This is a genomic window from Enterobacter cancerogenus (assembly GCF_019047785.1).
In the GTDB taxonomy this organism is placed as follows: Bacteria; Pseudomonadota; Gammaproteobacteria; order Enterobacterales; family Enterobacteriaceae; genus Enterobacter; species Enterobacter cancerogenus.
Genome location: NZ_CP077290.1, coordinates 4,345,318 through 4,370,422, shown reverse-complemented (window position 1 = coordinate 4,370,422; position 25,105 = coordinate 4,345,318). Strand labels below are relative to the sequence as shown.

General features: G+C 55.9%; 22 protein-coding genes. 6 read left to right on the top strand and 16 right to left on the bottom strand.

Features of this window, described 5'->3' with window-relative positions; genetic code table 11:
• Positions 1 to 22: 22 nt before the first annotated feature.
• Positions 23 to 787: an SDR family oxidoreductase gene (locus I6L58_RS20660; protein ID WP_088208098.1), complete on the bottom strand. Its 765-nt coding sequence runs from the start codon at positions 785 to 787 to the stop codon at positions 23 to 25.
• Positions 788 to 837: 50 nt separating this feature from the next.
• On the bottom strand, positions 838 to 2,256 hold the full coding sequence (mdtQ, locus tag I6L58_RS20655) for a multidrug resistance outer membrane protein MdtQ (protein WP_088208097.1): 1,419 nt from the start codon (positions 2,254 to 2,256) through the stop codon (positions 838 to 840).
• A 207-nt stretch (positions 2,257 to 2,463) separates the two neighbouring features.
• Between mdtQ and yohP the strand changes: the two genes are divergently transcribed.
• Positions 2,464 to 2,547 carry a small membrane protein YohP gene (yohP, locus tag I6L58_RS23135; protein WP_015572324.1) on the top strand — a complete coding sequence of 28 codons (84 nt, stop codon included), beginning with the start codon at positions 2,464 to 2,466 and terminating at the stop codon, positions 2,545 to 2,547.
• Between the two features lie 40 nt (positions 2,548 to 2,587).
• Here the strand turns inward: yohP and I6L58_RS20650 are convergent, their stop codons facing one another.
• From I6L58_RS20650 to map, 6 genes are all read right to left on the bottom strand, one after another.
• Positions 2,588 to 3,982, bottom strand: a complete 1,395-nt coding sequence (locus I6L58_RS20650; RefSeq protein WP_088208096.1) for a glycoside hydrolase family 1 protein — start codon at positions 3,980 to 3,982, stop codon at positions 2,588 to 2,590.
• Positions 3,983 to 3,994: 12 nt separating this feature from the next.
• Entirely contained in the window at positions 3,995 to 5,848 is a 1,854-nt protein-coding gene (bglF, locus tag I6L58_RS20645) for a PTS beta-glucoside transporter subunit IIABC (protein WP_088208095.1), read from the bottom strand.
• A gap of 135 nt (positions 5,849 to 5,983) precedes the next feature.
• Complete coding sequence (gene licT / locus I6L58_RS20640) at positions 5,984 to 6,817, bottom strand: BglG family transcription antiterminator LicT (RefSeq protein ID WP_088208094.1); 834 nt, start codon at positions 6,815 to 6,817, stop codon at positions 5,984 to 5,986.
• Between the two features lie 165 nt (positions 6,818 to 6,982).
• On the bottom strand, positions 6,983 to 8,272 hold the full coding sequence (locus I6L58_RS20635) for a carbohydrate porin (protein WP_254082168.1): 1,290 nt from the start codon (positions 8,270 to 8,272) through the stop codon (positions 6,983 to 6,985).
• A gap of 366 nt (positions 8,273 to 8,638) precedes the next feature.
• Entirely contained in the window at positions 8,639 to 9,571 is a 933-nt protein-coding gene (gene dusC / locus I6L58_RS20630; RefSeq protein ID WP_088208092.1) for a tRNA dihydrouridine(16) synthase DusC, read from the bottom strand.
• A 66-nt stretch (positions 9,572 to 9,637) separates the two neighbouring features.
• A complete protein-coding gene (map, locus tag I6L58_RS20625) occupies positions 9,638 to 10,417 on the bottom strand; it encodes a type I methionyl aminopeptidase (protein ID WP_088208091.1) in 780 nt (259 codons plus the stop codon).
• Between the two features lie 201 nt (positions 10,418 to 10,618).
• Between map and I6L58_RS20620 the strand changes: the two genes are divergently transcribed.
• The 4 genes from I6L58_RS20620 to sanA all read left to right on the top strand — a co-directional run bounded on the left by I6L58_RS20620 (position 10,619) and on the right by sanA (position 13,564).
• Positions 10,619 to 11,017 (top strand): CidA/LrgA family protein, encoded by a 399-nt coding sequence (locus I6L58_RS20620; protein ID WP_006176413.1) that lies wholly within the window; start codon positions 10,619 to 10,621, stop codon positions 11,015 to 11,017.
• On the top strand, positions 11,014 to 11,709 hold the full coding sequence (locus tag I6L58_RS20615; RefSeq protein WP_058609826.1) for a CidB/LrgB family autolysis modulator: 696 nt from the start codon (positions 11,014 to 11,016) through the stop codon (positions 11,707 to 11,709). Before I6L58_RS20620 ends, I6L58_RS20615 begins: the two co-directional genes overlap by 4 nt.
• Positions 11,710 to 11,838: 129 nt before the next feature.
• Entirely contained in the window at positions 11,839 to 12,723 is an 885-nt protein-coding gene (gene cdd / locus I6L58_RS20610; RefSeq protein ID WP_058609827.1) for a cytidine deaminase, read from the top strand.
• Positions 12,724 to 12,850: 127 nt separating this feature from the next.
• The gene (gene sanA, locus I6L58_RS20605; RefSeq protein ID WP_006176416.1) at positions 12,851 to 13,564 is read left to right on the top strand and encodes an outer membrane permeability protein SanA; all 714 of its coding nucleotides are present in this window, start codon (positions 12,851 to 12,853) and stop codon (positions 13,562 to 13,564) included.
• Positions 13,565 to 13,669: 105 nt separating this feature from the next.
• On the opposite strand, the gene mglC is transcribed toward sanA, so the two are convergent.
• From mglC to I6L58_RS20570, 7 genes are all read right to left on the bottom strand, one after another.
• The gene (mglC, locus tag I6L58_RS20600; protein ID WP_006176417.1) at positions 13,670 to 14,680 is read right to left on the bottom strand and encodes a galactose/methyl galactoside ABC transporter permease MglC; all 1,011 of its coding nucleotides are present in this window, start codon (positions 14,678 to 14,680) and stop codon (positions 13,670 to 13,672) included.
• Positions 14,681 to 14,695: 15 nt separating this feature from the next.
• Positions 14,696 to 16,216 carry a galactose/methyl galactoside ABC transporter ATP-binding protein MglA gene (gene mglA, locus I6L58_RS20595; protein WP_042320270.1) on the bottom strand — a complete coding sequence of 507 codons (1,521 nt, stop codon included), beginning with the start codon at positions 16,214 to 16,216 and terminating at the stop codon, positions 14,696 to 14,698.
• A 79-nt stretch (positions 16,217 to 16,295) separates the two neighbouring features.
• Positions 16,296 to 17,294 (bottom strand): galactose/glucose ABC transporter substrate-binding protein MglB, encoded by a 999-nt coding sequence (mglB, locus tag I6L58_RS20590; protein ID WP_088208090.1) that lies wholly within the window; start codon positions 17,292 to 17,294, stop codon positions 16,296 to 16,298.
• A 295-nt stretch (positions 17,295 to 17,589) separates the two neighbouring features.
• Entirely contained in the window at positions 17,590 to 18,612 is a 1,023-nt protein-coding gene (gene galS, locus I6L58_RS20585; protein ID WP_042320612.1) for an HTH-type transcriptional regulator GalS, read from the bottom strand.
• Between the two features lie 155 nt (positions 18,613 to 18,767).
• Positions 18,768 to 19,925, bottom strand: coding sequence for a DUF418 domain-containing protein YeiB (gene yeiB / locus I6L58_RS20580; protein ID WP_088208088.1), 1,158 nt, complete (start codon positions 19,923 to 19,925; stop codon positions 18,768 to 18,770).
• An 18-nt stretch (positions 19,926 to 19,943) separates the two neighbouring features.
• Positions 19,944 to 20,612 (bottom strand): GTP cyclohydrolase I FolE, encoded by a 669-nt coding sequence (folE, locus tag I6L58_RS20575; protein ID WP_042320272.1) that lies wholly within the window; start codon positions 20,610 to 20,612, stop codon positions 19,944 to 19,946.
• A 103-nt stretch (positions 20,613 to 20,715) separates the two neighbouring features.
• Positions 20,716 to 21,864 (bottom strand): YbfB/YjiJ family MFS transporter, encoded by a 1,149-nt coding sequence (locus tag I6L58_RS20570; protein WP_058609829.1) that lies wholly within the window; start codon positions 21,862 to 21,864, stop codon positions 20,716 to 20,718.
• Positions 21,865 to 22,001: 137 nt separating this feature from the next.
• Here I6L58_RS20570 and fghA point away from each other — a divergent pair, with 137 nt between their 5' ends.
• A complete protein-coding gene (gene fghA / locus I6L58_RS20565) occupies positions 22,002 to 22,829 on the top strand; it encodes an S-formylglutathione hydrolase (protein WP_088208087.1) in 828 nt (275 codons plus the stop codon).
• Between the two features lie 101 nt (positions 22,830 to 22,930).
• Here the strand turns inward: fghA and cirA are convergent, their stop codons facing one another.
• Positions 22,931 to 24,901 carry a catecholate siderophore receptor CirA gene (gene cirA, locus I6L58_RS20560; protein WP_088208086.1) on the bottom strand — a complete coding sequence of 657 codons (1,971 nt, stop codon included), beginning with the start codon at positions 24,899 to 24,901 and terminating at the stop codon, positions 22,931 to 22,933.
• Positions 24,902 to 25,105 lie beyond the last annotated feature (204 nt).

Genomic DNA, 25,105 nt, shown 5'->3' with positions numbered 1-25,105 from the left:
TAAGGCCAGGGTGAGGGAAAACCTACTCCGCAGGTTTAAACTGCGGATTCGCCAGCATAAATCCGCCGTCGACAATAAACGATTGCCCCGTGGTATAGCTGGCATCATTGTCGCAAAGCCACGCCACCAGGCTGGCAATCTCTTTGGTGTGCCCCGGTCTCGCCAGCGGGATAGCCGGCATTGAACCCGCCTTCACCTCGCTGTCGTCCATGTCGTTCATCGGCGTGGCGATAGCGCCGGGGGCCACAGCATTCACCAGAATGTTGTGGCCCACCAGCTCCAGCGCCATCGACTTGGTTAGCCCGCCCAGGGCGTGTTTTGCCGCCGTGTAGGCGCTGGCATCGGGTAAAGGCGTATGCTCATGCACCGAGGTGATGTTCACGATCCTTCCGCCCTCCCCCTGCTTCACCATCTGGCGGGCGGCGATCTGCGAACAGAGAAACGCCCCGTCAACGTCCACGGTGAAAATGCCCCGCCAGTCCTCATATTTCATCTCGAGAAACGGCGCCTTGGCCATCGCACCAGCGTTATTGACCAGCACGTCCAGCCGCCCAAAACGCGCGATAAGCGTTTCAATCGCCTTTGCCCCTTCCGGGAGCGTACTCAAATCCAGATGGATGGCTTCGGCCCGCTGTCCTAGCGCCTCCACCTCACGGCAGGTTTCGAGCGCGCCTTCCTCGTCGGAGTGCCAGGTTACGCCGATATCAAAGCCTCTTTCAGCCAGCATCAGCGCCGTGGTTTTACCTATCCCGGAATCTGAAGCGGTGACAATTGCAACTCGGGTCATACTCACCTCCTGAAAATGTGCAGAGAGGTAAGTATAGATAACGCCCGGATTTAGCCGTGGCGATATCCGCCGCCCAGGGCAGACGTCAGCTGCAGCGTGGCGTCGACGTACTCGCCCTGAAGCGTCAGCCCGGCGATACGCTCCTTCAGCGCCGGAATGCTGGCTTCGCTGACGCGCGAGCCTGCCACGATCCCCGCCCTGAAGCGCGCCTGCGCCAGTGACACCACGCGCGCCGCCTCTTTTTCAACCTTCTGCTGATGCTGGTTTTTCGCCGTCAGGGTTTCAACTTCGCTGGCGGTGCGCGCCACCTGATTGACGGCCTCCACCACGGCTTTGTTGTAGTTCGCCACCGAAAGATTATTTTGGGCCTGAGCGATATCCAGGCTGGCGTTCAGCCTGCCGCTGTCAAAAATCGGTAACGTCAGCCCGGCCGTCACGCCCATCTGCTGCGCCGAGGAGCGGAACAGATCGCTCAGGTGCAGGGCATCCTGTTGCAGAAACGCCTTGACGTTCACATCCGGATAAAAAGCGGCTTTGGCGGCGTCGACCTCGCTCATGGAGGCTTCGATATACCAGCGGGCCTCTTGCAGATCGGGCCGGCGGGCCAGGAGTTCGTAGCCCAGCGTGGTCGGCAGTGATGCTTCAACAGCGGGCAGCGCATGAGGCGTGAGTTTCAGCGACGTGGTATGGGTCAAGGCTTCCAGCCGGGCCTCAATCGTTCTCATTTTGCCGTTCACATCGGCTATGTGTTCATCGGTTTTGCTGGCGTTGATATCGGTTTCTATCCCCTCCACAGAGGAAGTGATCCCGTGCTGATATAACTCAATGTCGGCCCCAATGATATTCTCCTGCTCATGCTTGATCCGGGTAAGCACCCCGGCGACCGCAGACTGGGTTTGCCACGCCCAGTAGAGCCGCGCCACGCTGCTGGCAAGAAGCTGGCGGGTCTGTTCCAGTTCGGCTTTTTGAGCATTGACCCTGCCGATGCGGGACTCGACCTGCGCGCGGTTTTTCCCCCACAAATCCAGATCCCAGCCCGCCGTCAGGCCAAAGGTGCCGTTGGTATACCATGGCCCGGTGGTACCCGCTGCCGGGTCAGTTAGGGCAAACGGCCCCATCAGCCCTTCTGCCGACATTTTTTGCCGCTCGGCATCGGCTGAAAAATCGATTTGCGGGCCGTCGGCGGCCATCGTGGCTTTGGCCTGCGCCTCGGCCAGGGTGATTCGCTGCCGGGCAATCTGCATATCCGGTGCGTCCTGCAAGGCTTTGGCAATCAGTTCGTTAAGCTGCGGATCGTTGAAGTCTTTCCACCATTCGCTTTTTGGCCAGTCGATACGGGACAGGTGGGCGTTAACGGCAGAGGCGACCGGTTGCGCAGTTATCCCCGTCACTGTGGGATGCTGCGGGGCGCACGCGGTCAGGAATAAAATCAGAGAGGTATTAAGAGAAAGAATAAGAGAACGCTTCATGACGTTATGCACTCAAAAAATAAAGGCGCAAATTACGCTTGAAACCGTCCCTTTTTTTAGTAACGCGTGGCAATCCGCACTTTGTCATACATTTTCATAATCAGAAAATTATTTCCCTTAGTAATTAATTATATGAATGCATTCATCGCACTTATAAATTGACTGCTACACTTACCGGGAACAAACAAACATGCGCAGGAGAAGCGAATGAAAATACTATTGTGGGTTATTTTAATTATATTTCTGATTGGGCTGCTGGTGGTCACCGGTGTATTCAAGATGATTTTCTGACGCGTCTGCCCGGCGAGTTGCCGGGCAAATACTTTTTCAATCAGCCCTTGAGGGAGCCGCCGTTGGTGGCAATCACCTCTTTATACCAGTAGAAACTTTTCTTGCGGCTGCGCGCCAGCGTACCTTCTCCGCTGTCATCGCGGTCAACGTAAATAAAGCCGTAGCGTTTGGACAGTTCCGCTTTCGATGCGCTGACCAGATCGATGGGTCCCCAGCTGGTATACCCCATCACCTCCACGCCATCGTCAAGGGCTTCGCGCACCTGGACCAGATGATCGTTCAGGTAGCTGATGCGGTAATCATCCTGTACCACGCCGCTGGCGTCCGGTTTATCCTTCGCGCCGAGACCATTCTCCACGATAAACAGCGGCTTTTGATAGCGATCCCACAGCACGTTCAGCAGCGTACGCAGGCCGACAGGGTCAATCTGCCAGCCCCACTCGGAGCTTGCCAGGTGCGGGTTTGGAACCATGCTCAGAATATTGCCGCGCGCCTGCTGGTTCAACGCCTCATCGGTGGTGACACAGCCCGTCATGTAGTAACTGAACGAGATAAAATCAACGGTCGATTTCAGCGCCTCGCGGTCAGCATCGGTTATCGCTATTTCAATACCGTTGTCACGGAAGAAACGCAGCATATACCCCGGATAGGCACCGCGGCACTGCACATCGCCGAAGAACTGCCAGGCACGGTTCTCCTGCAAGGCTTCAAGCACGTCTTCCGGTTTGCAGGTCAGCGGGTACATCAAACCGCCCAGCAGCATGTTGCCAATTCTGGCGTCCGGAATGATGTCGTGACAGGCTTTTACCGCCAGGGCACTCGCCACCAGCTGATGGTGGATCGCCTGATACACGTCGCCTTTACTGCTGGACTCCGGCAGGCCGACGCCGGTCATCGGCGCATGCAGCGACATGTTGATTTCATTGAAGGTCAGCCACAGCTTGACCTTCTCCCCATAGCGCGCAAATACGGTGCGAGCGTAATGTTCAAAAAAGCCGATCGTCTTGCGATTGCCCCAGCCGCCGTACTGCTTAACCAGCCCCCACGGCATTTCGTAGTGCGACAGCGTTACCAGCGGGGTGATGTTGTGCGCGGCCAGCTCGTCAAATAGCCTGTCATAGTATGCCAGCCCCGCCTCATTTGGTTGCTGCTCGTCACCGTTCGGGAAGATCCGCGTCCAGGCAATGGACACGCGCAGGCAGCTAAAGCCCATTTCGGCAAACAGTTTGATGTCTTCCGGGTAGCGATGGTAGAAATCGATGGCGACGTCCTTGATGCCGCTGTCACCCGCCACGCGCTCCACCACCGGGCCAAACACGCCCTGCGGCTGCACGTCAGAGGTAGACAGCCCTTTGCCATCTTCCCGATAAGCCCCCTCTACCTGATTCGCGGCCAGCGCGCCGCCCCATAAAAAATCATCCGGGAAAGTCTTCATCACGTTCTCCTGTTATTGATGGCTTACGCTGAGCAATGGCGCACCGGCGGTTACGGACGTTGCCGCCACGGTCACCACGTCGCGATACTCATCGCTGTTACTGATAATAATCGGGGTCGTCAGGTCATATCCGGCGTCAATAATCGCCTGACGGTCAAATTCCAGCAGCAGGTCGCCCGGCTGCACGCTGTCGCCCACCTTCACATGGGCGGTGAACGGCCTGCCGTCGAGCTTCACGGTGTCGATCCCGACATGGATCAACACCTCAATACCGCTCTTGCTGAGCAGGCCGATAGCATGTTTGGTCTGAAAGAGAGAGGCCACCTCGCCGGCAAACGGCGCAACGACCTGATTAGTGGCGGGAATAATTGCCGCACCGCTGCCCAGCAGGCCGCTGGCAAAGGTCGTATCCGGCACCTGATCAAGCGCCAGCACGGTGCCGGTCATCGGAGAGAGCACCTCGTTTTCACCCGCTGACGGCGCGACCTCTGAGGTTGTGTGCCCCGGCATGCCCGCCGCCAGCGTCAGGCCACAGCTCAGCACCAGGGCGACCACCGTGCCGATAATGCCGCCCCACAGCGTGGCGTTTACGCCGCCCGGAGGGATCATTTGTGCGATGGTAAAAATATTGGCAAAGCCAAAGGAGTAGACGTGTGTATCGCTAAAACCGACAATCGCCCCGCCGATCGCACCCGCCACGCAGCCAAAGATAAAAGGGCGGCGCAGCGGCAGGTTAAGGCCATACACAGCCGGTTCGGTGATCCCAAAAATCCCTGCCGTGACGGAGGAGCCGGCCAGCATTTTCTGGCGCGCATCGCGGGTACGCAGGAAGATCCCCAGCGCCGCGCCCACCTGACCAAAGACGGCGGGAAGCAGCATCGGCAGCATCGAGTCATGGCCCAGCACCGCCAGGTTATTGATCATCAGCGGCACCAGCCCCCAGTGCAGGCCGAAAATCACGCAAACCTGCCACAGCGCGCCCATTGCCGCCCCCGCCAGCCACGGAGCCAGCACATAGATCCACTGATAACCGTTCGCCAGCAGCTGGCTCAGCCAGGTGGCGAGAGGGCCGATCACCAGAAACGTCAGCGGTACGGTGACGGCTAAACAGATCAGCGGCGCAAAAAAGTTTTTCATCGACGGAGGCAAAAGCGACGTGCTCCGCTTTTCCAGCCAGCAGCTTACCCACGCCGCGAGAATAATGGGGATCACCGACGAACTGTAGTTAAACCAGGTGACCGGAAGGCCGAGAAACGTCTGGGCAACCGCGCCCGACTGCTGGCTGGCGTCAAATGCGGCAATCATCATCGGATGGGTCAGCGCCCCGCCGATCACCATGGTGATAAACGGGTTGCCGCCAAACTTTTTCCCGGCGGTGTAGCCCAGCACCAGCGGGAAGAAGAAGAACAGCGCGTCGCTCGCGGCGAACCAGATTTTATAGGTCCCGCTTTCCACACTGAGCCAGCCGCACACCAGCGCCAGCGCCAGCAGTCCTTTCAGGATACCGGAGGCCGCCAGAATGCCGATAAAAGGGGTGAAAATGCCAGAGACGATATCTATCAGGCGCCCCAGTAAATGACCTTTATCACCCTTGTCGTCCACCACGGGGGCATCATCCGTTAGCCCTGCGGCATCGCGCACCGCCTGCCAGACTGTGTGAACGTGATTGCCAATCACCACCTGAAACTGTCCGCCGCTTTCAACCACCATAATGACGCCCGGATTTTTCTTCAGCCCGTCGGCATCCGCTTTTTGATTATCTTTCAGTTTGAAGCGAAGCCGGGTAGCGCAGTGAACAAGACTGACGATGTTCTCTTTTCCGCCAACGTGGCTGAGAATATCCTTTGCTAATGCCTGGTATTCCATCGCAATTTCCTTACATCCGATGCCCGCAGGCACCTGTTGACTGAGTATAAAAATAAAAAAACCCGAGGCGTCCTCCTGTCGAAGGCCGCACTCAGGTTTTGCCTGCATGATGCAGTAACAATCCAGCGTTGAGGCTTAACGCCCCTCTTTTCTCACCCGCTCAATGTGAATAGCGAGGAACATAATTTCTTCGGTTGTCAGCGCTCGCTGATAGCTTTTGTTCAGATGCTGGGCGATTTTCTCGGCGCATTTCCACGCTTTCGCGTAGTTGTCCTTCACCGCCGTATGCAGCGTAACGTCATCATCTTGCACCACGGTGCGGGTCAGCATCCGCTGGGCAAAAAATTTCAGATGGGTGACAAAGCGCTGATAGCTCAACGACTCCTCGTCATACTCCAGTTGCAGCTGATACTTCACCAGTTGCAGGATCTCCTGCATGACCCGGGTGACGTGCATCACTTCCGGCATTTCACTGTTCAGCTGCGCGGTGACCAGGTGCAGGGCGATAAACCCGGCCTCATCCTCCGCCAGCTCAACGTTAAGGCGTTTGGCAATAATGGCCCTTGCCTCCTGCCCCAGTTCGAACTCCTTTGGATACAGCCGCCTGATGTCCCACAGCAGCACGTTTTTGATTGCCAGCCCTTTTTTCTGACGCTCAATCGCAAAGAAGCAGTGGTCCGTCAGGGTGATATACAAACTGTCCTGCAATTTGCCCAGCCGCTGCGCCGCCAGCCCAATGATGCGGTTGCAGGTGGTCATAACTTCCAGCGGGATCTGGTTCAGCAACTCACCCAAACGCCGTACCAGCTCGTCGCTTTGCAGAGCAAAGACTTTTTCAATCAGCGCGGTATCCAGCGCGTCACCCATGCGCTTCTGAAAGGCCAGCCCACGCCCCATCACCACCTGTTCGCGCCCGCGCTCATCCAGAACAACCACCACATTATTATTCAGAATCTTGGCGATTTTCATCGGAACCCCAGAAACAAAAAAACCTGACCTCCGGCAGAAGCCAGAAAATCAGGTTTTGCCTGCCTAAGCAGTAACAATCCAGTTCTGGCACTCTATCAGTTTCATTCGTAGCCTCAATCTGTCACGCGTAAAAACGTGATGCAGATCGTGCTTGTCAGGGCGATATCAGAAGGTCACCACGGTTTTGAGCTCGGTGACCCATGCATCCTGAGTACGTGAAACGCCGCCCGGATGGTGCCAGTACTGAATACCCGGCTGAAGCTCAAGCCAAGCAACGGGACGGAAACGATAGTAAAACTCACCGTTGAGGGAATGGCCGGGGACCGGATGATACGCCGGGTCGTTATAGTCTGCGACGCCGTTCAGGGCATTCATCTCACGCTGGTTACGCGCGTACTGATTGCTCATGTCTATCCAGGTCAAACCAAAGCCTATCCAGTCTTCCGGACGGGCATCAAACAGCCCACGATAGCGCAGCGAGGCGGCATAGACCTGATGCATATAGTTGCTGCGTTGATCGGCCAGGCTCATGCTGACAGAGGTACTTAACCCGCGGTTTAGATCGTCGTGATGCTGCGTGAGCTGCTGGTTCAGACCGGCGTACATAAACCACGTCCGGTTGTGATGATCATATCCGTCCGGGTCGGTCGCACCCGCCCCGCCGGATTTCCCGCGATAAAGATCGGTTTGCGATGCATTGGTAAACACCACGCCCAAATTGTACGCGCCCGGCAGACCGTTAATCAGCGGACGGGCGTCGATCTCGACCGGCAGTAATACTCCTTTGCTGCCCTTCGTTGACCAACTCCAGGCGTGGCTGCGGCTTGCGGCATTGGGATTTTGCTCCATCACGCCGCCTTTCAACGTGACGGTAGGCGTCACTTTATACTCCAGCGTGGTGCCCCATGTATGCACGTTCCAGTTGTTCCAGGTGAGCGAGTTGGCCGATTTTCCGCCGCACTGGGAAAGCATCTGGAAGTCACACGGGATGATCTGATCGAAGGTCTGTACCTTGTTCATCATCCCCACCCGCCAGGTAAGACGCCGATCGTCAAAGCTTCTGGCGAAGGTCAGCCAGCCCAGGCGCGTAATCGACTGTCCGCCCCAGCTTTCCTGGGTCAGATCGTTAAAGTTTACCCGCGGGTCCTGCAGGCGTTTAGTGGTGAGATCGTCATTGTGGTTGCGGTTAACGATATTGCCTTCGATCCGCGCGTCCGGTATGCCGGTCCATCGCGCCAGGTCCTGGTTGAAGGTCAGCGCAAACTGATCGATATAGGCCACATGGGTATCATGGTTGTAGCCACCCCCGCCGTTCGAGGCAATTTCATTCAGATAACCGAGATTATAGGTAAACCCGTTATCGTTAAGGATCTTTCGTATTCCGAGCATGTCACCGAGAATCGGATCCGGTGGAGCCTCGAAGCCTAATACGGTTCCGTTCCATTCCTGCGCCATCGACAACGAGGAAAACGTCAATATGGCGAGCGCGCACAACTTACAGGGAATAATTTTATATTCCATCATAACCACCTGTGAAAGAGTATTAGTGCGTAACCGGTCGCAGGAAATTTTTTAATTTCCTGTCGCGATCTGTTTATTAATTTCTTTGAATAGTGTTAAGCCAGGTTTTTCTCCTGCGTAAATGACAGGCAAAAAAAAACCTAAGCGTTCCACAGCGGCGTATGCTGCGGAACGCTTAGGTTTTGCCTGTTAACCAGTAACAATCCTGCGTTGAAAACAGTGGCACCTTAACACCGTCGCGCCACGTTGAAAACCTTCGATGTTTTCTTATTTAAAAAATTGTGAGCAAATTAACGCTTATTATTTTGACTGAATTACCCGCGCGATATCCGCCGACGTTTGCAGCGTACGGATCTCCTGAAATAATCCCAGTGCCTCGTCGTATTCTTTACGCAAATAGCTAAGCCACTGTTTAATGCGTGCGACGTGATATAAACCGGTGTCACCCTGCTTTTCCAGGCGGCTGTATTTTTGCAGCAGCGCCACGACGTCGGCCCAGGGCATCCGCGGCGCGTTATATTTCACCACCCGGCTAAGGTTCGGCACGTTCAGCGCTCCACGGCCAATCATCACCGCGTCACAGCCCGTCGCTTTCAGGCAGGCCTGGGCGCTCTCGTAATCCCAGATTTCACCGTTAGCGATAACCGGTATGGTGAGCCGCTGGCGGATCTCACCGATGGCCTGCCAGTTGATGCGCTCCGCTTTGTAGCCATCCTCTTTGGTACGGCCATGCACCACCAGCTCGGTTGCCCCGGCCTGCTGTACCGCATCGGCGATTTCAAACTGGCGCGCGCCGCTGTCCCAGCCCAGGCGCACTTTAACCGTTACCGGCAGATGCGACGGCACGGCTTCACGCATGGCTTTTGCGCCGCGATAGATAAGCTCAGGATCTTTTAACAGCGTCGCCCCACCGCCGCTGCCGTTGACCATTTTCGACGGGCAGCCACAGTTGAGATCGACGCCGTAAGAGCCGAGCTCTACGGCACGGGCGGCGTTTTCTGCCAGCCATTCGGGATACTGGCCCAACAGCTGGATGCGCACCAGCGTACCGGAGGAGGTCCGGCTCTGGTTGTGCAGCTCAGGGCAGAGTCGGTGAAAAGATTTTACCGGCAACAGCATATCGACCACGCGTAAAAACTCCGTCACGCAGAGATCGTAATCGTTCACCTCGGTCAGAAGTTCGCGCACGAGAGAATCGAGCACGCCTTCCATTGGGGCCAGTAAAACACGCATGCAGAGTACCTGTGAAAAAAGACGCGCTATGGTATCTGCTCGCAGGGTCAGTGGGAAGCCCGGAGGTTAATCCGGGATCGTTTCTTCAGGACGCAGGGTGAGCACCTCAAATCCGTCTGCGGTAACCGCAATGGTATGCTCCCACTGCGCCGACAATTTTTTATCGCGCGTCACCACCGTCCAGCCATCTTTTTTAGTCTTGATGCGGCTGTCGCCCTGGTTGACCATCGGCTCGATAGTAAACACCATCCCCTCTTTCAGCATCGCACCTTCGCCCGGTTTGCCGTAATGCAGCACCTGCGGCTCCTCGTGCATCTCTTTGCCGATACCGTGGCCGCAGTACTCACGCACCACGCTGTAGCCGTTGCTTTCAACGTGCGACTGAATAGCGTGGCCGATATCCCCGAGCGTCGCGCCGGGCTTCACCGCCTTGATCCCTTTCCACATCGCTTCGTAGGTTTTTTTCACCAGCCGACGCGCCAGCGGTGAAACATCGCCAATCAGATACATTTTGCTGGAATCGGCAATCAGGCCCTCTTTTTCAAGGGTGATATCAACGTTCACAATTGAACCGGACTTCAGATGTTCAGACTCTTTAGGAATGCCGTGGCAGACCACCTCGTTGACGGAGGTGTTAAGCACATAAGGAAAATCATACTGCCCCTTACTGGCCGGGCGAGCCTGAAGCGTATCGACGATAAACGCCTCAACACGGTTGTTTATCGCCATGGTGGTCACGCCGGGCGCGATAAATCCGTCTAACATGGTAAAGACGGAGGCTAACAGTTCCCCGGCGTGGCGCTGTCTGACGAGCTCATCGGCGGTTTTAATGATGATTGACGGCATAGATCGTCTCCTGTGCAGCCTGTTAATCGTTTGATTCATAAATGAAACTAATACTGGCATGCAAACGGGCTGCTGTCCATTTGGTGAAATGCCCAACGTTCCCTTTCGGAATGTCTGGTATTCTCAAATTTCATGATGTGATCCGTGGCACACTTCTGGGTTTAATTGTATGATGAATGCGTTTCTTCAAGGACTTTTACCATGAGCAAATCATTGAATACTGTCTGGCAATATCTGCGCGCATTCGTCCTGATTTACGCCTGTCTCTATGCCGGGATCTTTATCGCCTCGCTGCTGCCCATCACGATCCCCGGCAGCATTATCGGCATGCTGATCCTGTTTGTGCTGCTGGCGCTGCAGGTGCTACCCGCAAAGTGGGTCAACCCCGGTTGCTTCGTACTTATCCGCTATATGGCGCTGCTGTTCGTGCCTATCGGCGTGGGGGTGATGCAGTATTTCGATTTGCTCAAAGCGCAGTTCGGCCCGATTGTGGTCTCCTGCGCGGTCAGTACGCTGGTGGTATTGCTGGTGGTGAGCTGGAGTTCGCATCTGGTACACGGCGAACGTAAAGTGGTCGGGCAAAAAGGAACCAAACAATGATAGCCAATATCTGGTGGTCGCTGCCGTTAACCCTGGTGGTCTTCTTCGCCGCGCGTAAACTGGCCGCACGTTTTAAGATGCCGCTGCTTAACCCGCTGCTGGTGGCGATGGTGGTGATTATTCCTTTCCTGATGCTCACCGGCATTCCTTACGAACGCTACTTTGCCGGGAGCAAAATATTAAACGATTTGCTGCAGCCTGCCGTCGTGGCGCTGGCGTTTCCTTTATATGAACAGCTGCACCAAATCCGCGCCCGCTGGAAATCCATCATTACCATCTGTTTTTTGGGCAGCCTGGTGGCGATGATCACCGGCACATCGGTAGCGCTGCTGATGGGCGCATCGCCCGAGATTGCCGCCTCCATTATGCCTAAATCCGTCACCACGCCGATTGCCATGGCAGTGGGCGGCAGCATCGGTGGGATCCCGGCCATCAGCGCCATGTGCGTGATCTTCGTGGGTATCCTGGGGGCGGTGTTTGGCCACACCCTGCTTAATGTGATGAAAATTCATACTAAAGCCGCGCGGGGTCTGGCGATGGGTACCGCCTCACACGCGCTGGGTACCGCGCGCTGTGCCGAAATGGATTATCAGGAGGGCGCATTCAGCTCCCTGGCGCTGGTCATCTGCGGGATCATGACCTCGCTGATTGCCCCGTTCCTCTTCCCGGTGATCCTGGCCGTGGTGGGCTAAAATTTTGCGATGCGTCGCGCAAATTTCATTTTGATTTCATAAGTTGCATACATTATGAGAAGTGGATCACATATTAAGGCCCATCGGCTCCGTACACTACCGATCCATTAACCTTGATGAGGCAACGCCATGCACCCACGTTTTCAAACAGCTTTCGCCCAGCTTGCAGAGAATTTGCAATCAGCCCTGGCCCCGGTTCTGGCGGATACGCATTTCCCCGCCCTGCTGACGGCGGAGCAGGTCACGACGCTTAAACAAGCCACGGGACTGGACGAAGACGAACTGGCTTTTGCACTGCTGCCACTGGCTGCCGCCTGCGCCCGCGCCGATCTCTCCCACTTCAACGTTGGCGCCATCGCGCGCGGCGTCAGCGGCGTCTGGTACTTCGGCGGGAACATGGAGTTCCTCGGGGCCACCATGCAGCAAACCGTTCACGCTGAACAGAGCGCCATCAGCCACGCCTGGCTGCGCGGTGAAAAGGGCCTGCGCGCGATCACCGTTAACTACACCCCCTGCGGCCACTGCCGCCAGTTTATGAACGAGCTGAACAGCGGACTTGAGCTGCGCATCAATCTGCCGGGCCGTGAGCCGCATACGCTGGGCGATTACCTGCCAGATGCGTTTGGCCCGAAAGATCTGGAGATCAAAACGCTGCTGATGGACGCGCAGAACCACGGTTTCGCCCTCTCCGGTGATGAGCTGAGCGAAGCGGCGATTGCCGCTGCTAACATGAGCCACACCCCTTACAGCACATCGCCAAGCGGCGTGGCGCTTCAGTGTCGTGACGGGCGCATCTTCACCGGCAGCTACGCAGAGAACGCCGCGTTTAACCCGACGCTGCCCCCGTTGCAGGGCGCGCTCAACCTCCTGAGTCTCAACGGCTATGACTACCCGGACATCCAGCGCGCGATCCTCGCAGAAAAAGCCGATGCACCGCTGGTCCAGTGGGATGCTACCGCCGCCACCCTGAAGGCGCTCGGCTGCTCGACAATCGACCGCGTACTGTTGGCGTAATGTTGACGGCGGGCAGAAATGCCCGCCCGTTTGCTGAAAAACCCCTCAGTTGATTCACCGATTCTTGCGCTAACCAGGCGGGTAAAGTAGCCTGAGTTAAATTTCACCTTCGGTACGAGCCATCTTCATGTTAAAGCGCGTTTTTTACAGCCTGTCTGTCCTGGTCGGCATACTGCTGTTGGTCGTGCTTGGCCTTGACCGCTGGATGAGCTGGAAAACCGCCCCCTACATCTTTGACGATTTGCAGGATCTCCCGTATCGCCAGGTCGGCGTGGTGCTCGGCACAGCCAAGTACTATCGCACCGGGGTTATTAACCAGTATTACCGTTACCGTATTCAGGGTGCGCTGAACGCCTATAACAGCGGCAAGGTGAACTACCTGCTGCTGAGCGGGGATAACGCCCAGCAAAGCTATAACGAACCGGTGACGATGCGTAAGGATCTGATTGCCGGCGGCGTTGACCCGGCGGATATCGTGCTCGATTATGCCGGCTTCCGCACGCTGGACTCCATTGTGCGCACCCGCAAAGTCTTCGACACCAACGACTTCATCATCATCACCCAGCGCTTCCACTGCGAGCGTGCGCTGTTTATCGCGTTGCATATGGGTATTCAGGCCCAGTGCTACGCGGTACCGTCGCCAAAAGATATGCTCAGCGTGCGCGTGCGTGAGTTTGGCGCTCGCTTCGGTGCTCTGGCTGACCTCTACATCTTTAAACGCGAACCGCGCTTTTTAGGCCCGCTGGTGCCCATCCCAACGATGCATGAAGTGCCGGAAGATGCGCAGGGTTACCCGGCAGTACGGCCGGAACAGCTGCTGGAGTTGCAGAAGAAACGCTAAACCCCGTCGGGTGGCGGCTTCGCCTTACCCGACCTGCCATCGCGATTTTGTAGGCCCGGTAAAAAAAAGCCCGCTACAAGAGCGGGCTTTTTCACATCACTTCTCTTATTTCTTACGCGCGTATTTCAGGGAGTCCAGCGCTACCGCGAAGATGATAATCGCGCCCTTGATAATGTACTGCCAGTAAGGGTTCACGCCGATATAGGTCAGACCGTAGTTGATCACGGTGAAGATGATCACACCGGTTACCACGCCGATGACGGTACCGACACCGCCGCTGAAGGAGACGCCGCCGACCACGCAGGCCGCAATCGCATCCAGCTCATACATAAAGCCGAGGTTGTTGGTGGCAGAGCCGATACGCCCCGCTTCCAGCATCCCGCCAAACGCGTAGAACACGCCGGACAGGGCATAGATCATCAGCAGGTTCAGCGCCACGTTCACGCCGGAAACTTTCGCCGCTTCCGGGTTCCCGCCGATGGCGAAGATGTTCTTACCGAAGCGCGTTTTGTTCCACAGCACCCAGACGAAGGCCACCGCAATCAGCGCATAAAAGGTGATGTACGACAGGCGGAAGCTGCCCATCGCAATAAACCCTTGCGTGAAGGTCGAGAAGCCGCTGTCGAAGCCCGAAATGGGGGAAGCGCCAACAAAGTCGTAATAAAGGGAGTTGATACCGTAAACGATGATCATCGTACCCAGGGTGGTGATAAACGGCGTCACGTTCAGGTAAGCGATGATGATACCGTTAATCAGGCCGATGATTGCCCCGATGGCGCAGACAATCAGGATCACCACGAAAATCGGCATGGTTGCCATTTCCGGGAAGACCTTGTTGGCGTTTTCCATCGACTGCAGCAGCGTTGCCGCGATAACCGCCGCCAGGCCAACCTGACGCCCTGCCGACAGGTCTGTCCCCTGAGTGACGATAAGACCCGCCACGCCCAGCGCGATGATAATACGCACGGAAGACTGGGTCAGAATGTTACTCAAGTTCAGCAGACTTAAGAACGTAGGGTCCTGGAAAATAATAATGGCCAGCAAGACTAAAAGAACAACGTAAATACCGCCTTCTTTCAGGTAAGTGAGAAAACTTTTTTTATTTAACGCACTCATGAGGAGCCCCTGATCTTAAAGGTGCAAAGACGCAAGACGTAAAATTTCGTTTTGCGTTGTCGTTTTGGTGTCAACAATTCCGGCAACGAGACCATTGCTCATGACCAGAATACGATCTGTGATCCCTAACAATTCCGGCATTTCGGAAGAAATAATAATGATCCCTTTATTCTTTTTCGCCAGCTCAGCGATCAGCTGATAAATCTCAAACTTTGCACCCACATCGATACCGCGGGTGGGTTCGTCCAGCATCAGAATTTCTGGCTGAGTCAATAACCAACGACCAATAATCACCTTCTGCTGGTTACCACCGGAAAGCGAACCGATTTGCGTACGGTGGCCCGGCGTTTTCACGCGCATGGAGTCAATAACCCACTGGGTATCGCTTTTCATGCGGGAATTGTCCAGCAGACCGATTTTACTTTTGTAGTTACGGATATTGGAGATCAGCGAGTTAAAATTAATATCCAGATAAGCATAAATGCCGGTTGAGCGACGCTCTTCCGTCACCAGCGCAAAGCCGTGATTAATGGCTTCGTTGGCGTTGTGGTTATTAATTTTTTTGCCGTGCAGCGTAATAGTGCCGCCGGATTTTTCGCGAATACCAAACAGCGTTTCCACAATATCGGTGCGCTTGGCGCCGACCAGGCCCGCGATCCCCAGAATTTCGCCTTTATGCAGATCGAACGACACGTCACGAATCGACGGCTGGCGCAGCGAGGTGAGGTTGCGCACCTCAAGGATCACTTCGCCCGGCGTGTTCTCTTTGTCCGGGAAGCGCTGGTTCAGGGAGCGGCCCACCATCATGGCGATGATTTTGTCCATGTCCAGCCCTTCCAGCGGCTGGGTGGCAATCCACTGGCCGTCGCGCAGGATGGTAATTTCGTCGCACAGCTGGAAGATCTCTTCCATCTTATGCGAGATATAGACAATACCGCAGCCGCGGTCTTTCAACTTACGAATAATGGTAAAAAGGTGGTTAACCTCTTTTTCCGTTAATGAGGATGTAGGTTCGTCCATAATGACGATTTTGGCGTCATAGGAGAATGCTTTCGCAATTTCGATCATCTGCATCTGGGAAACGGATAATGTTCCCACGCGGGCGCGCGGATCGATATCAATATCCAGCTCGTCGAATATGGCTTTGGTGTCGCGATACATTTTATCCTGATCGACAAATACACCTTTGGTGGGATAGCGACCCAGCCACATATTATCCATAACCGACCGTTGCAGTACCAGGTTCAGTTCCTGGTGAACCATTGAGATACCGTTTTCCAGCGCCTCTTTCGCCGAATGGAAATCGATCTCTTTCCCCTGAAAAAGAATGCTGCCAGAATCTTTTTGATAGATCCCAAAAAGACATTTTAATAACGTTGATTTACCCGCACCGTTCTCCCCCATCAGGGCATGAATAGAGTGAGGACGCACTTTTAAATTAACGTTATCGAGTGCCTTAACGCCGGGAAATGACTTGTTGATACCGCTCATTTCCAACAGGTATTCACCGGACGACTGAGTAGTTGTGCTGACCATAATTATACCTTGTTGGCCTCGCATAGCGCGTTATAAATGGGCGCAACGAATTGCGCCCAGTGGAGACAGGTTAACTCACTTATTTACCGAGAAACTCAGCCAGGTTGGACTGGTCTACGCCCACGTAAGGTACGCGAACGATTTTGTTTTCAATTTTCCAGTTGGTACCCTCAGCGGCACCTTTACCGTCAGCCAGGTTTTTCGCCAGATCGAAGGTGGCTTTCGCCTGGTTGTTGGCATCGTTCAGCACGGTACCGGCCATCGCGCCAGATTTCACCAGCGCCAGCGCTTCTGGCAGAGCATCCACGCCGAACACCGGAATGGAAGATTTGTTGTGTGCTTTCAGCGCTTCTACCGCGCCCATTGCCATCGCATCGTTGTTGGCGATAACCACTTCGATTTTGTTGGCGTTCGGACCAGAGAGCCACGCGTCCATCTTATCTTTCGCCTGAGCGGTGTCCCACATGGCGGTATCTAACGCCAGCTGCTGGGTTTTCAGACCTTTGTCGTTCAGCTCTTTGATAACGTAGGTGGTACGTGCTTCCGCATCCGGGTGGCCCGGTTCGCCTTTCAGCAGAACGAACTGAATCTGACCGTCTTTGTTCAGATCCCAGTTCGGGTTTGCCGCCCAGTGTTTAGCAATCAGGTCGCCCTGGATAATACCGGACTCTTTGGAGTCAGTCCCGACGTAAAACGCTTTGTCATAGCTGTCCAGCGCTTTACGGGAAGGTTCTTTGTTGAAGAAGACGATTGGCACGTTCTGGCCGCGCGCTTTTTCAATTACCGTGCCTGCTGCAGCCGGGTCAACCAGGTTGATTGCCAGCGCTTTCACGCCTTTTGCCAGCAGCACGTCAATCTGATCGTTCTGTTTGGACTGGTCGTTCTGGGAATCATTCATCAGCAGCTGAACATCTGGCGCTGCCTTGGCATCTTTTTCAATTGCTTTACGCACAACAGACATGAAGTTGTCGTCGTATTTATAAATGGTCACGCCAATACGGGTATCCGCAGCGTGTGCAGCTGCACCAAAAAGCATGCTTGCCATTACAGCAGACAGAGTCAACACCTTCTTATTCATGGTATCTCCGGTTTTTTTTATGCAGGGTAGTTCTTGTGAATAACGGTCGGCGGGCAGATGTTAAATAAACGTTACTGGCAGCCGAAGTTCACTTATAAACTTTCTCTCTTCCGTGATCGGTAAGGCTCCAGAAATGCGTTTTTTTAGATGTTTACGGCACGTTTGCTATGGCCAAAGTGAATAATCACCGTTACATAGCGTTTCAGCCCCTAAAACGCTGACATCATAGTCAGCGGCTTGTTAAGATACTGTGAATTTACTCACAGATTGAAAACGGTTACATCACTCTGTGTAATCAGTTAGTGATCGGAGCCACAATTTGCCGAATGGATACCGAATGACGACGCACTAAAGTCGGCATGAAACAGTGGGTTGCACCCGCATCAAGCATGCCTGCTGCGCCCTGTAACGCCAGCTCCGTCGCCAGTTTTGCCATGGAGGCAATGGGGTAGCGAACCGTTGTCAGCTGCGGGTCGGTGTAACGCGCGATGGGGATATCATCAAATCCAATCAGCGATAAATGCTGTGGCACCGCAATACCGTTGTCCTTCAGGGCGGTCAGCGCCCCCGCCGCCATGCTGTCGTTATAGGCAAAGACGGCAGAGAGCTGAAGATTACGCCCCAGCAGCTCGACCATCGCGGCCTCGCCTCCCTGCATATCCGGCGTACCGGTGCCGATCCAGCTGTCCAGCGGGACAATGCCCTGCTCTTTCAGCGCGTTTTGCCACCCTTCCCGGCGCATATCGTCATCTTCAATGTGATGGCTGGAAGCAAGGTAACCAACGCGCTGATGGCCGTTGTTTATCAGCATCCGCGTCGCCATCATTGCGCCGCTGACGTTATCCAGCCCGACGCAGCGATGGGCATAGCCAGGGACAATCCGGTTGATCAGCACCATGCCGGGGATCTGCTCCATAAACCCGGCCAGCTCCTCATCGCTGAGCGCTTTTGAGTGCACGATTAAGGCGTTACAGCGCTGGCGGATCAGCACCTCAATGGCATAGCGCTCTTTTTCCGCCTCGTGATAGCTGTTGCCAATCAGCACGTACTTCTGATGCTGCTGCGCGACAACGTCCACCGCTTTGACCAGTGCGCCAAAAAAGGCATCTGACACATCCATCACCACCACGCCAATGGTGTCGCTGACCTGGGTCGCGAGCGCCTGAGCATTGGCATTGGGTCGGTACCCCAGTTGGGTGACGGCTTTTACAACGGCTTCACGCGTTTCAGGGCTGACCAGCGCACTGTTGTTCAGCACGCGAGAGACGGTCGCTACGGAAACGCCCGCCAGACGGGCAACGTCACGAATGGTGATCATGTTCACCATCCTTCAAAGGATTGCAGCAACTCACAGACACCCCCTGTGTTTAGCAAGGAGGCTATTCTGGCAGCGAGCGGAAGGGGACTACGTGAAGAAGGTCACACAGATGAAAACGCTTACATCCGTTTTGTTAATGATTGTGATCCAGATCGTTATCTGGTTGTATTACTCAATGATACACCCGACGCAAGTGCGGTTAATTGACGCCATACCCACTCCAGCGGTCCCTGGCGGAAATAGCGCAGCCAGATAACGGAAAACGCCAGGTTCACGGCCCAGACTGGAATAACGAATGCCAGGAGCGTCAGCCGGTCGAATTTCATAAACAGGCCAAATCGATAGAACAGCGTGGTGCAAATCAGCGTCTGAAGGAGGTAGTTGCTGAGCGCCATGCGGCCTACGCAGGCCACGGCGCTGACGATCCACAGCCGGCTAAGCTGTGGCCAGAAACCGTAGATCAGCGCCGCATAGCCGATGGTCTGAAACGGCGCGCTCAGCTCACGTGGAGCCTGAAGCAGGAAGGCACACCAGCGGTAGTTCCACGCCAGATGCCACTGCATCACGACCGCCGGAAGATTGATCAGCAGGCCAAGCAGCACCAGCCCTGCCCCTGTCAGACGATAATGACGTGGGCTGAATTCGCCTTTCAGCCACCCGGTGCGCATCAGCGACGCGCCCATCAGCATCATTCCCGCCAGCTGCCAGCCGTACTGTGCGCCCAGCGCAATGAGATTGTCGCCCAACATATCCGCGCGATTGCTTATCGCCTCGGTGCCGCCTTTAAGCTTCCAGAACTGTTCGTACTGAAGGTGAGCCGCGTCCGGGATCCACGCGCGGTTGGTTGAATCGCCCGAAATAAGACCGAGCAGCACCAGCACGCTCAGCCCCATGACGTACAGCATCACGCCGGTGTTAAACAGGCTTTTGACGCTGGGCGCATCGCGAATCAAGCGCCAGCAGATTAGCCCCACCAGCCCGTACGCCAGCAGAATATCGCCGTCCCAGAAGAACAGCCCATGGATAAAGCCGAGTATGACCAGCAGCGTCAGGCGTGCCTGGATCCAGCGCGTGCCGCGCCTGAGCAACAGCTGAAGGCCCGCGCCAAACAGCAGGGCAAACAGCGTCAGGAATTTAACCTGGGCGAAGAGATCGAGCACCGCCCAGGTCCAGGCATCGCTGCGAGCGATCTCGCCATACCAGGCCGGATTAAGATAAGCCGCCTTCGGCAAACCGAAGGCGTTAATATTGAGCAGCAGGATACCGAGAATGGCGACGCCGCGAACAAAATCGAGCGTGACGTTTCGCTCCATGGTTCCTGCCCTGCCTGATTAGTTGTGGTGACGCACGGCGCGCAGAAACTCCTGGCGGGTGTTCTGGCTGGATTTAAACAGGCCACCGAGCGAGGTGGTGGTGGTCGCGCTGGTGGCGTCCCGTACGCCGCGCGCCTTAACGCAGTAATGCACCGCGTCGATAGAGACGGCCACGTTGTTGGTGCCCAGCAGGGTCTGCAGCGCGGTAAGGATCTGCTGCGTCAGACGCTCCTGCACCTGCGGGCGCTGGGAGAAGAACTGCACGATGCGGTTGATCTTGGACAGACCAATCACCGTGTCTTTCGGGATGTACGCCACGGTCGCCTTGCCGTCGATGGTTACGAAGTGGTGCTCGCAGGTGCTGGTCAGGGTGATGTCGCGCACCGTCACCATTTCATCAACCTTCATCTTATTTTCAATGACGGTGATTTTAGGGAAATTGGCGTAATCGAGGCCGGAGAAAATCTCGTCGACATACATCTTGGCAATGCGGTGCGGCGTTTCCATCAGACTGTCGTCGCTCAGGTCGAGATTCAGCAATTGCATGATCTCGGTCATGTGCCCGGAAATCAGACGTTTGCGGGTTTCATTATCCAGCTCCTGAACCGGCGGGCGCAGTGGCGTTTCAAGACCGCGCGCAACCAGGGCTTCATGGACCAGGGCAGCTTCTTTACTGAGTGATGACATTTTTTTCTCCTGCAGGTGTGGCTTCCTTCTGCCCTCGTTGTGGCAAAAGTGTGCGCTCATTGTGCGTGAGGTGACGCACATAATCCAGTATTCACGATGATAATTATTGCAATTGCCGCTGCCTTTCGGCCTGACGGTTCCACACCAGCGCGCCGCCAATGAACAAGGCGACCCCGGCCAGCCCCAGCGCAGGCTCCAGCTGATGGGTCAGCCAGGTGGAAATAGCGGAGGTGACCGGACCAATCAATTGACCGATTGCATAGCCCGTGGTCAGCAGCCCCGCCATATAGCGCGTATGGTTCGGCGCCAGCTCGCGTCCATAGAGTAAGGAGAGCTGAACCGCACACAGGAAGCCGCCGCCCACCAGCAATCCGCCCATCAGCAGTCCGCTAAGTCCGGGTAACAGCCAGGCCGCCAGCACGCCTGCGCCCTGCAGCCACAGGACGATGGCCAGCCTGCGGTTCGAGGTGGAGAGATGACGCAGGGCGATACTGAGCGCAATGCCCAGCACGGCGGCCGCACCAAACAGCGGCCAGACAAACTGCGCGAAGACGCTGCCGGGGAATCGCACGGCCGCCATTTGCGAGAGAAAGGTTGCTGGCAGGATGTAACCGAATCCCGCCAGGCTGTAGCTCCAGACCAGCCGTTTCAAATCCGTGGTCAACGTGAGTGGCTCAGGCGCCGTGCCGGGTCGATGGAGTTGACCCGCACGCGGCAGATACCGCGCCACCAGCGCGATAAGCACCAGCGCCAGCACGCCATAGATTTGCCAGGCCGCCCCTGCCGACAGCCCCTTCGCCTGAATATAGACCGCCAGCAGTCCGCTCAGGGCGATACCCGCCCCCGGCCCGGCGAAGACCGCCGCGCTCAGGCCCGGCTTACCCAACTGGCCCAGACGCTCGTTGGTCCAGGCGGCAATCAGCACCATTGACCAGCCGCTCATGCAGCCGATAACAAAGCGCAGCAGTCCGTGGACGAGCGCATTATCCGCGGCGGCGGAAAGGAGCGTCAGCGCAACCGCGCCGGTCATGCCCAACCAGAGACGCGTTTCCACGAAGCGATGGGCGCGCATGGCATCCCAGGCCCCTACCAGATAACCCAGGTAGTTCATCGCCGCCACCAGCCCGGCGCTGGTCAGCGTGAGTTGCCCGGCGGCAATCATCAGCGGCACCTGAGGCGTAAAGGCAAACCGCCCGATGCCCATGGCAACCACCAGAACCACAAATCCGCTGAGCGCGATACGCAGCGCCATGATCACTCCAGTTGTTAAAGAAAAGTAAATTTATGATGCAGCATCCCGCCGTGAAGCGGAAGTGAAAGTTACTCACAGGTCAATGAAAACTCTGTATTATGAGTTTGATGAATCGTTTTTCGTATAAGGAGCCCTGCATGGAACTGCTCGAAGAGCACCGTTGTTTTGAAGGTCGACAGCAGCGCTGGCGGCACGACTCCACCGTTCTGAACTGTGATATGACGTTCAGCATTTTTCTGCCACCGACGGAAAATCCCCCCGTTCTGTTCTGGCTGTCAGGCCTGACCTGCAACGACGAAAACTTCACCACCAAAGCCGGGGCGCAGCGGGTCGCCGCTGAGCTGGGTATTGCACTGGTCATGCCGGACACCAGCCCGCGCGGTGACGAGGTTGCCGACGATGCTGGCTACGATTTAGGCAAAGGCGCAGGCTTCTACCTCAATGCGACCCAACAACCCTGGGCGAACCATTACCGCATGTACGATTACATCCGCGATGAACTGCCCGCGTTGATTCAGGCAGAGTTTGCGGTGAGCGAGCGTTGTGCAATTAGCGGTCACTCGATGGGCGGCCACGGGGCGCTGATCATGGCGCTGAAAAATCCGGGGAAATACACCAGCGTGTCGGCATTTGCGCCGATTGTGAACCCTTCTCAGGTGCCGTGGGGGCAAAAAGCCTTTACGCACTACCTGGGTGAGGACGCTGAACAGTGGCAGGAATGGGACAGCTGTGCGCTGATGCTGGCGAGCGATTCGGCGGATGCGATCCCCACGCTCGTCGACCAGGGCGATGCGGATCAGTTCCTCGCCGGTCAGCTGCAGCCAGCGCTACTGGCAGAGGCCGCACGTCAGAAAAACTGGCCGCTGACCCTGCGCATTCAGCCGGGGTACGATCACAGCTATTACTTTATGGCATCCTTTATTGAGGATCATCTCCGCTTCCATGCGGCGCATTTAATGGGATAAGTGCGCCCTTTGTTGCCCGGTGGCGCTTCGCTTACCGGGCCTACAAATCCCTCGAATATAGGACGGGTAAGGCGCAGCCGCCACCCGGCATTAAAGCGACATCAGAACTTATAATCCACGCCCACAAAGTAGCGACGACCATCTTCCGTGTAGCTGTAGTCGTCACGGCTGAGGTCTTTATCCAGCAGGTTCTGCACGCCCGCGCGCAGCTTAACGGCTTTCGTTGCCTGCCATGACGCTCCCGTGTTCCACACGACATAGCCACCCGGCGTCGCGGCACCGCTGGTTAAGGCGCGTTTCTCGCCGGTATAGTTGCCCTGAACATAGAATGACCAGTCCTGCGTGGCTTTCCAGTCAACGGTTCCGTTTGCCGTATGGAACGGCAGTTCGGACAGCGGTTTGTTGCCGCCGTTGCTGATATCGCGGCCATCGTTATAGGTGTAGTTCAGCGTGACTTTCCAGTCTTCCGCCACCGGGAATTTCAGTTCGGTTTCCACACCCCGGATGCGCGCCTTGTTAACATTGTAATAGCGGAAAATAGGCTCGCCGTCGGCGTTCAGACCGACATAATTCGGGTAGCTTTGTGCCTGATCGACGTTAGCCGTACGGCTGATACTGATACGATCGTCTACGTCGTTCTGGAAGGTGGTGATGCTCGCCTGCACACCCTCTAACCAGCCCTCTTCCCCGCTATAATAGAGACCCAGTTCGAAACTTTCGCTGGTCTCAGGCTTCAGGTCCGGGTTACCGACGATCTCACACGCCCCGCGGCACGAGCCGGTGATCCAGTCCGGGCTAAGCTGCAGCAGAGACGGCGCTTTAAACGCGGTGGCCCAGCCCCCTTTCACCGTTACCGTATCCGTTGCGTTATAGACCAGATAGGCACGCGGGCTCCAGTGGTCGCCGTAGGTTTCGTGGTCATCCATACGGATACCGGTGGTCAGCGCCAGCGGCTCAAAGATGCGCCACTCGTCTTCCAGGAAGAGTGCGTACTGGCTTGCTGAGGTGTTGCTGCTGGAGCCGCCCGTCAGGTTGACCGGATCTCTCAGCTTGTCGTGACGCCACTCGCCGCCAAAGGTCAGCAACTGGTTAATTTCACCCAACGGCAGCACATATTTACCGTCAACAGCGTTGCTCTCGGAGGTAATCGCATTTGCGTTGCCGGGATTTTTGTTATCCACCTTCTCGCCATACACTTTCAGCTCGCTATTGCCCACGCCCCAGCGGCCATTGTGGCTCAGGGAGTAGTTCTGGCGCTCGAGGCGGTTTTTATCGAGAGAGTCGGAATCGCGATCCTGGCGGTCGAAGCCGTAGCCCGCGGTGAAGTCGTGGTTCTCCGTCGGCGTCCAGGCAAATTCGACGTTGGCATCACGGCTGGTGAACCCTTCAATACGCGGGGTTTCACCGGTGGAGGAGGTAGAAGATGACTGCTGGTCGTCTTTTTCGCGTTTGGACAGGCTGCCGTAGGCTTTCAGCCCCAGCACACCGTCCACCAGTGGACCGCTGGTATAGAACTGACCGTTATAGGTATCACCGCGATCGCGATGTTCCTGAATCGTTGAATCCGCACTGAGGGTACCGGTCCATTTCTGGCCGATCTTTTTGGTGATGATGTTGACCACGCCGCCCAGCGCATCCGACCCGTAGAGCGAGGACATCGGCCCGCGCACCACTTCGATACGCTCAATGGCGTCTACAGGCACCCAGTTCAGGTCGAAATCGTTATGGCGGAACACCGCGTTACGCGAACTCACGCGCTTACCGTCGATCAGGATCAGCGTATAGCTGCTGTCCAGCCCACGAATGCTGACGCCTTTACGGTTATCCCCTTCGTTGGTGAGCTGCACGCCCGGCACATCCTGTAACACATCCTTCAGGTTCTGAACCGGCTTACGCTTCAAATCTTCCTGGGTAATCACGCTGATACTGGCGGGCGCATCCTTCAGGTTTTGCTCAGTAGCCGAGGCCGTGACAACCAGCGTGTCGCCGGATTCCGCCGCTACAACAGGCAGTGCCAGGGACATAGCGGACGCACAAAGGCCTCCCCTGACGATGGGATTCAACCTAAACATTCCATATCTCCATGAGGTGAACACAACTAAATCAATGAATTATTGCTCGCATTGCCCATCATGCCGCCCACGTCTGTGGCGGGTCGGCTGGCGCGTTATAATTTTTGATAACGATAAAGCAAACGATAACTATTATCAATTTAATTGTTAAAAATTATATCCGTTCTGCATACTGTGGAGATAAAAAAGCCCGCTCGAGTGAGC

Bases quoted from the DNA above. Each gene is read 5' to 3' on its own strand.
- dusC (WP_088208092.1), bottom strand. From the start codon at position 9,571: ATGCGTGTTTTACTGGCCCCAATGGAAGGCGTGCTCGATTCTCTCGTG.
- galS (WP_042320612.1), bottom strand. From the start codon at position 18,612: ATGATCACCATTCGTGACGTTGCCCGTCTGGCGGGCGTTTCCGTAGCG.
- I6L58_RS20635 (WP_254082168.1), bottom strand. From the start codon at position 8,272: ATGGCGCAGGAATGGAACGGAACCGTATTAGGCTTCGAGGCTCCACCG.
- I6L58_RS20615 (WP_058609826.1), top strand. From the start codon at position 11,014: ATGATAGCCAATATCTGGTGGTCGCTGCCGTTAACCCTGGTGGTCTTC.
- map (WP_088208091.1), bottom strand. From the start codon at position 10,417: ATGCCGTCAATCATCATTAAAACCGCCGATGAGCTCGTCAGACAGCGC.
- I6L58_RS20660 (WP_088208098.1), bottom strand. From the start codon at position 787: ATGACCCGAGTTGCAATTGTCACCGCTTCAGATTCCGGGATAGGTAAA.
- yeiB (WP_088208088.1), bottom strand. From the start codon at position 19,925: ATGGAGCGAAACGTCACGCTCGATTTTGTTCGCGGCGTCGCCATTCTC.
- I6L58_RS20650 (WP_088208096.1), bottom strand. From the start codon at position 3,982: ATGAAGACTTTCCCGGATGATTTTTTATGGGGCGGCGCGCTGGCCGCG.
- mglB (WP_088208090.1), bottom strand. From the start codon at position 17,294: ATGAATAAGAAGGTGTTGACTCTGTCTGCTGTAATGGCAAGCATGCTT.
- fghA (WP_088208087.1), top strand. From the start codon at position 22,002: ATGGAACTGCTCGAAGAGCACCGTTGTTTTGAAGGTCGACAGCAGCGC.
- bglF (WP_088208095.1), bottom strand. From the start codon at position 5,848: ATGGAATACCAGGCATTAGCAAAGGATATTCTCAGCCACGTTGGCGGA.
- sanA (WP_006176416.1), top strand. From the start codon at position 12,851: ATGTTAAAGCGCGTTTTTTACAGCCTGTCTGTCCTGGTCGGCATACTG.
- yohP (WP_015572324.1), top strand. From the start codon at position 2,464: ATGAAAATACTATTGTGGGTTATTTTAATTATATTTCTGATTGGGCTG.
- mglC (WP_006176417.1), bottom strand. From the start codon at position 14,680: ATGAGTGCGTTAAATAAAAAAAGTTTTCTCACTTACCTGAAAGAAGGC.
- cirA (WP_088208086.1), bottom strand. From the start codon at position 24,901: ATGTTTAGGTTGAATCCCATCGTCAGGGGAGGCCTTTGTGCGTCCGCT.
- I6L58_RS20570 (WP_058609829.1), bottom strand. From the start codon at position 21,864: ATGGCGCTGCGTATCGCGCTCAGCGGATTTGTGGTTCTGGTGGTTGCC.
- licT (WP_088208094.1), bottom strand. From the start codon at position 6,817: ATGAAAATCGCCAAGATTCTGAATAATAATGTGGTGGTTGTTCTGGAT.
- cdd (WP_058609827.1), top strand. From the start codon at position 11,839: ATGCACCCACGTTTTCAAACAGCTTTCGCCCAGCTTGCAGAGAATTTG.
- folE (WP_042320272.1), bottom strand. From the start codon at position 20,612: ATGTCATCACTCAGTAAAGAAGCTGCCCTGGTCCATGAAGCCCTGGTT.
- I6L58_RS20620 (WP_006176413.1), top strand. From the start codon at position 10,619: ATGAGCAAATCATTGAATACTGTCTGGCAATATCTGCGCGCATTCGTC.
- mdtQ (WP_088208097.1), bottom strand. From the start codon at position 2,256: ATGAAGCGTTCTCTTATTCTTTCTCTTAATACCTCTCTGATTTTATTC.
- mglA (WP_042320270.1), bottom strand. From the start codon at position 16,216: ATGGTCAGCACAACTACTCAGTCGTCCGGTGAATACCTGTTGGAAATG.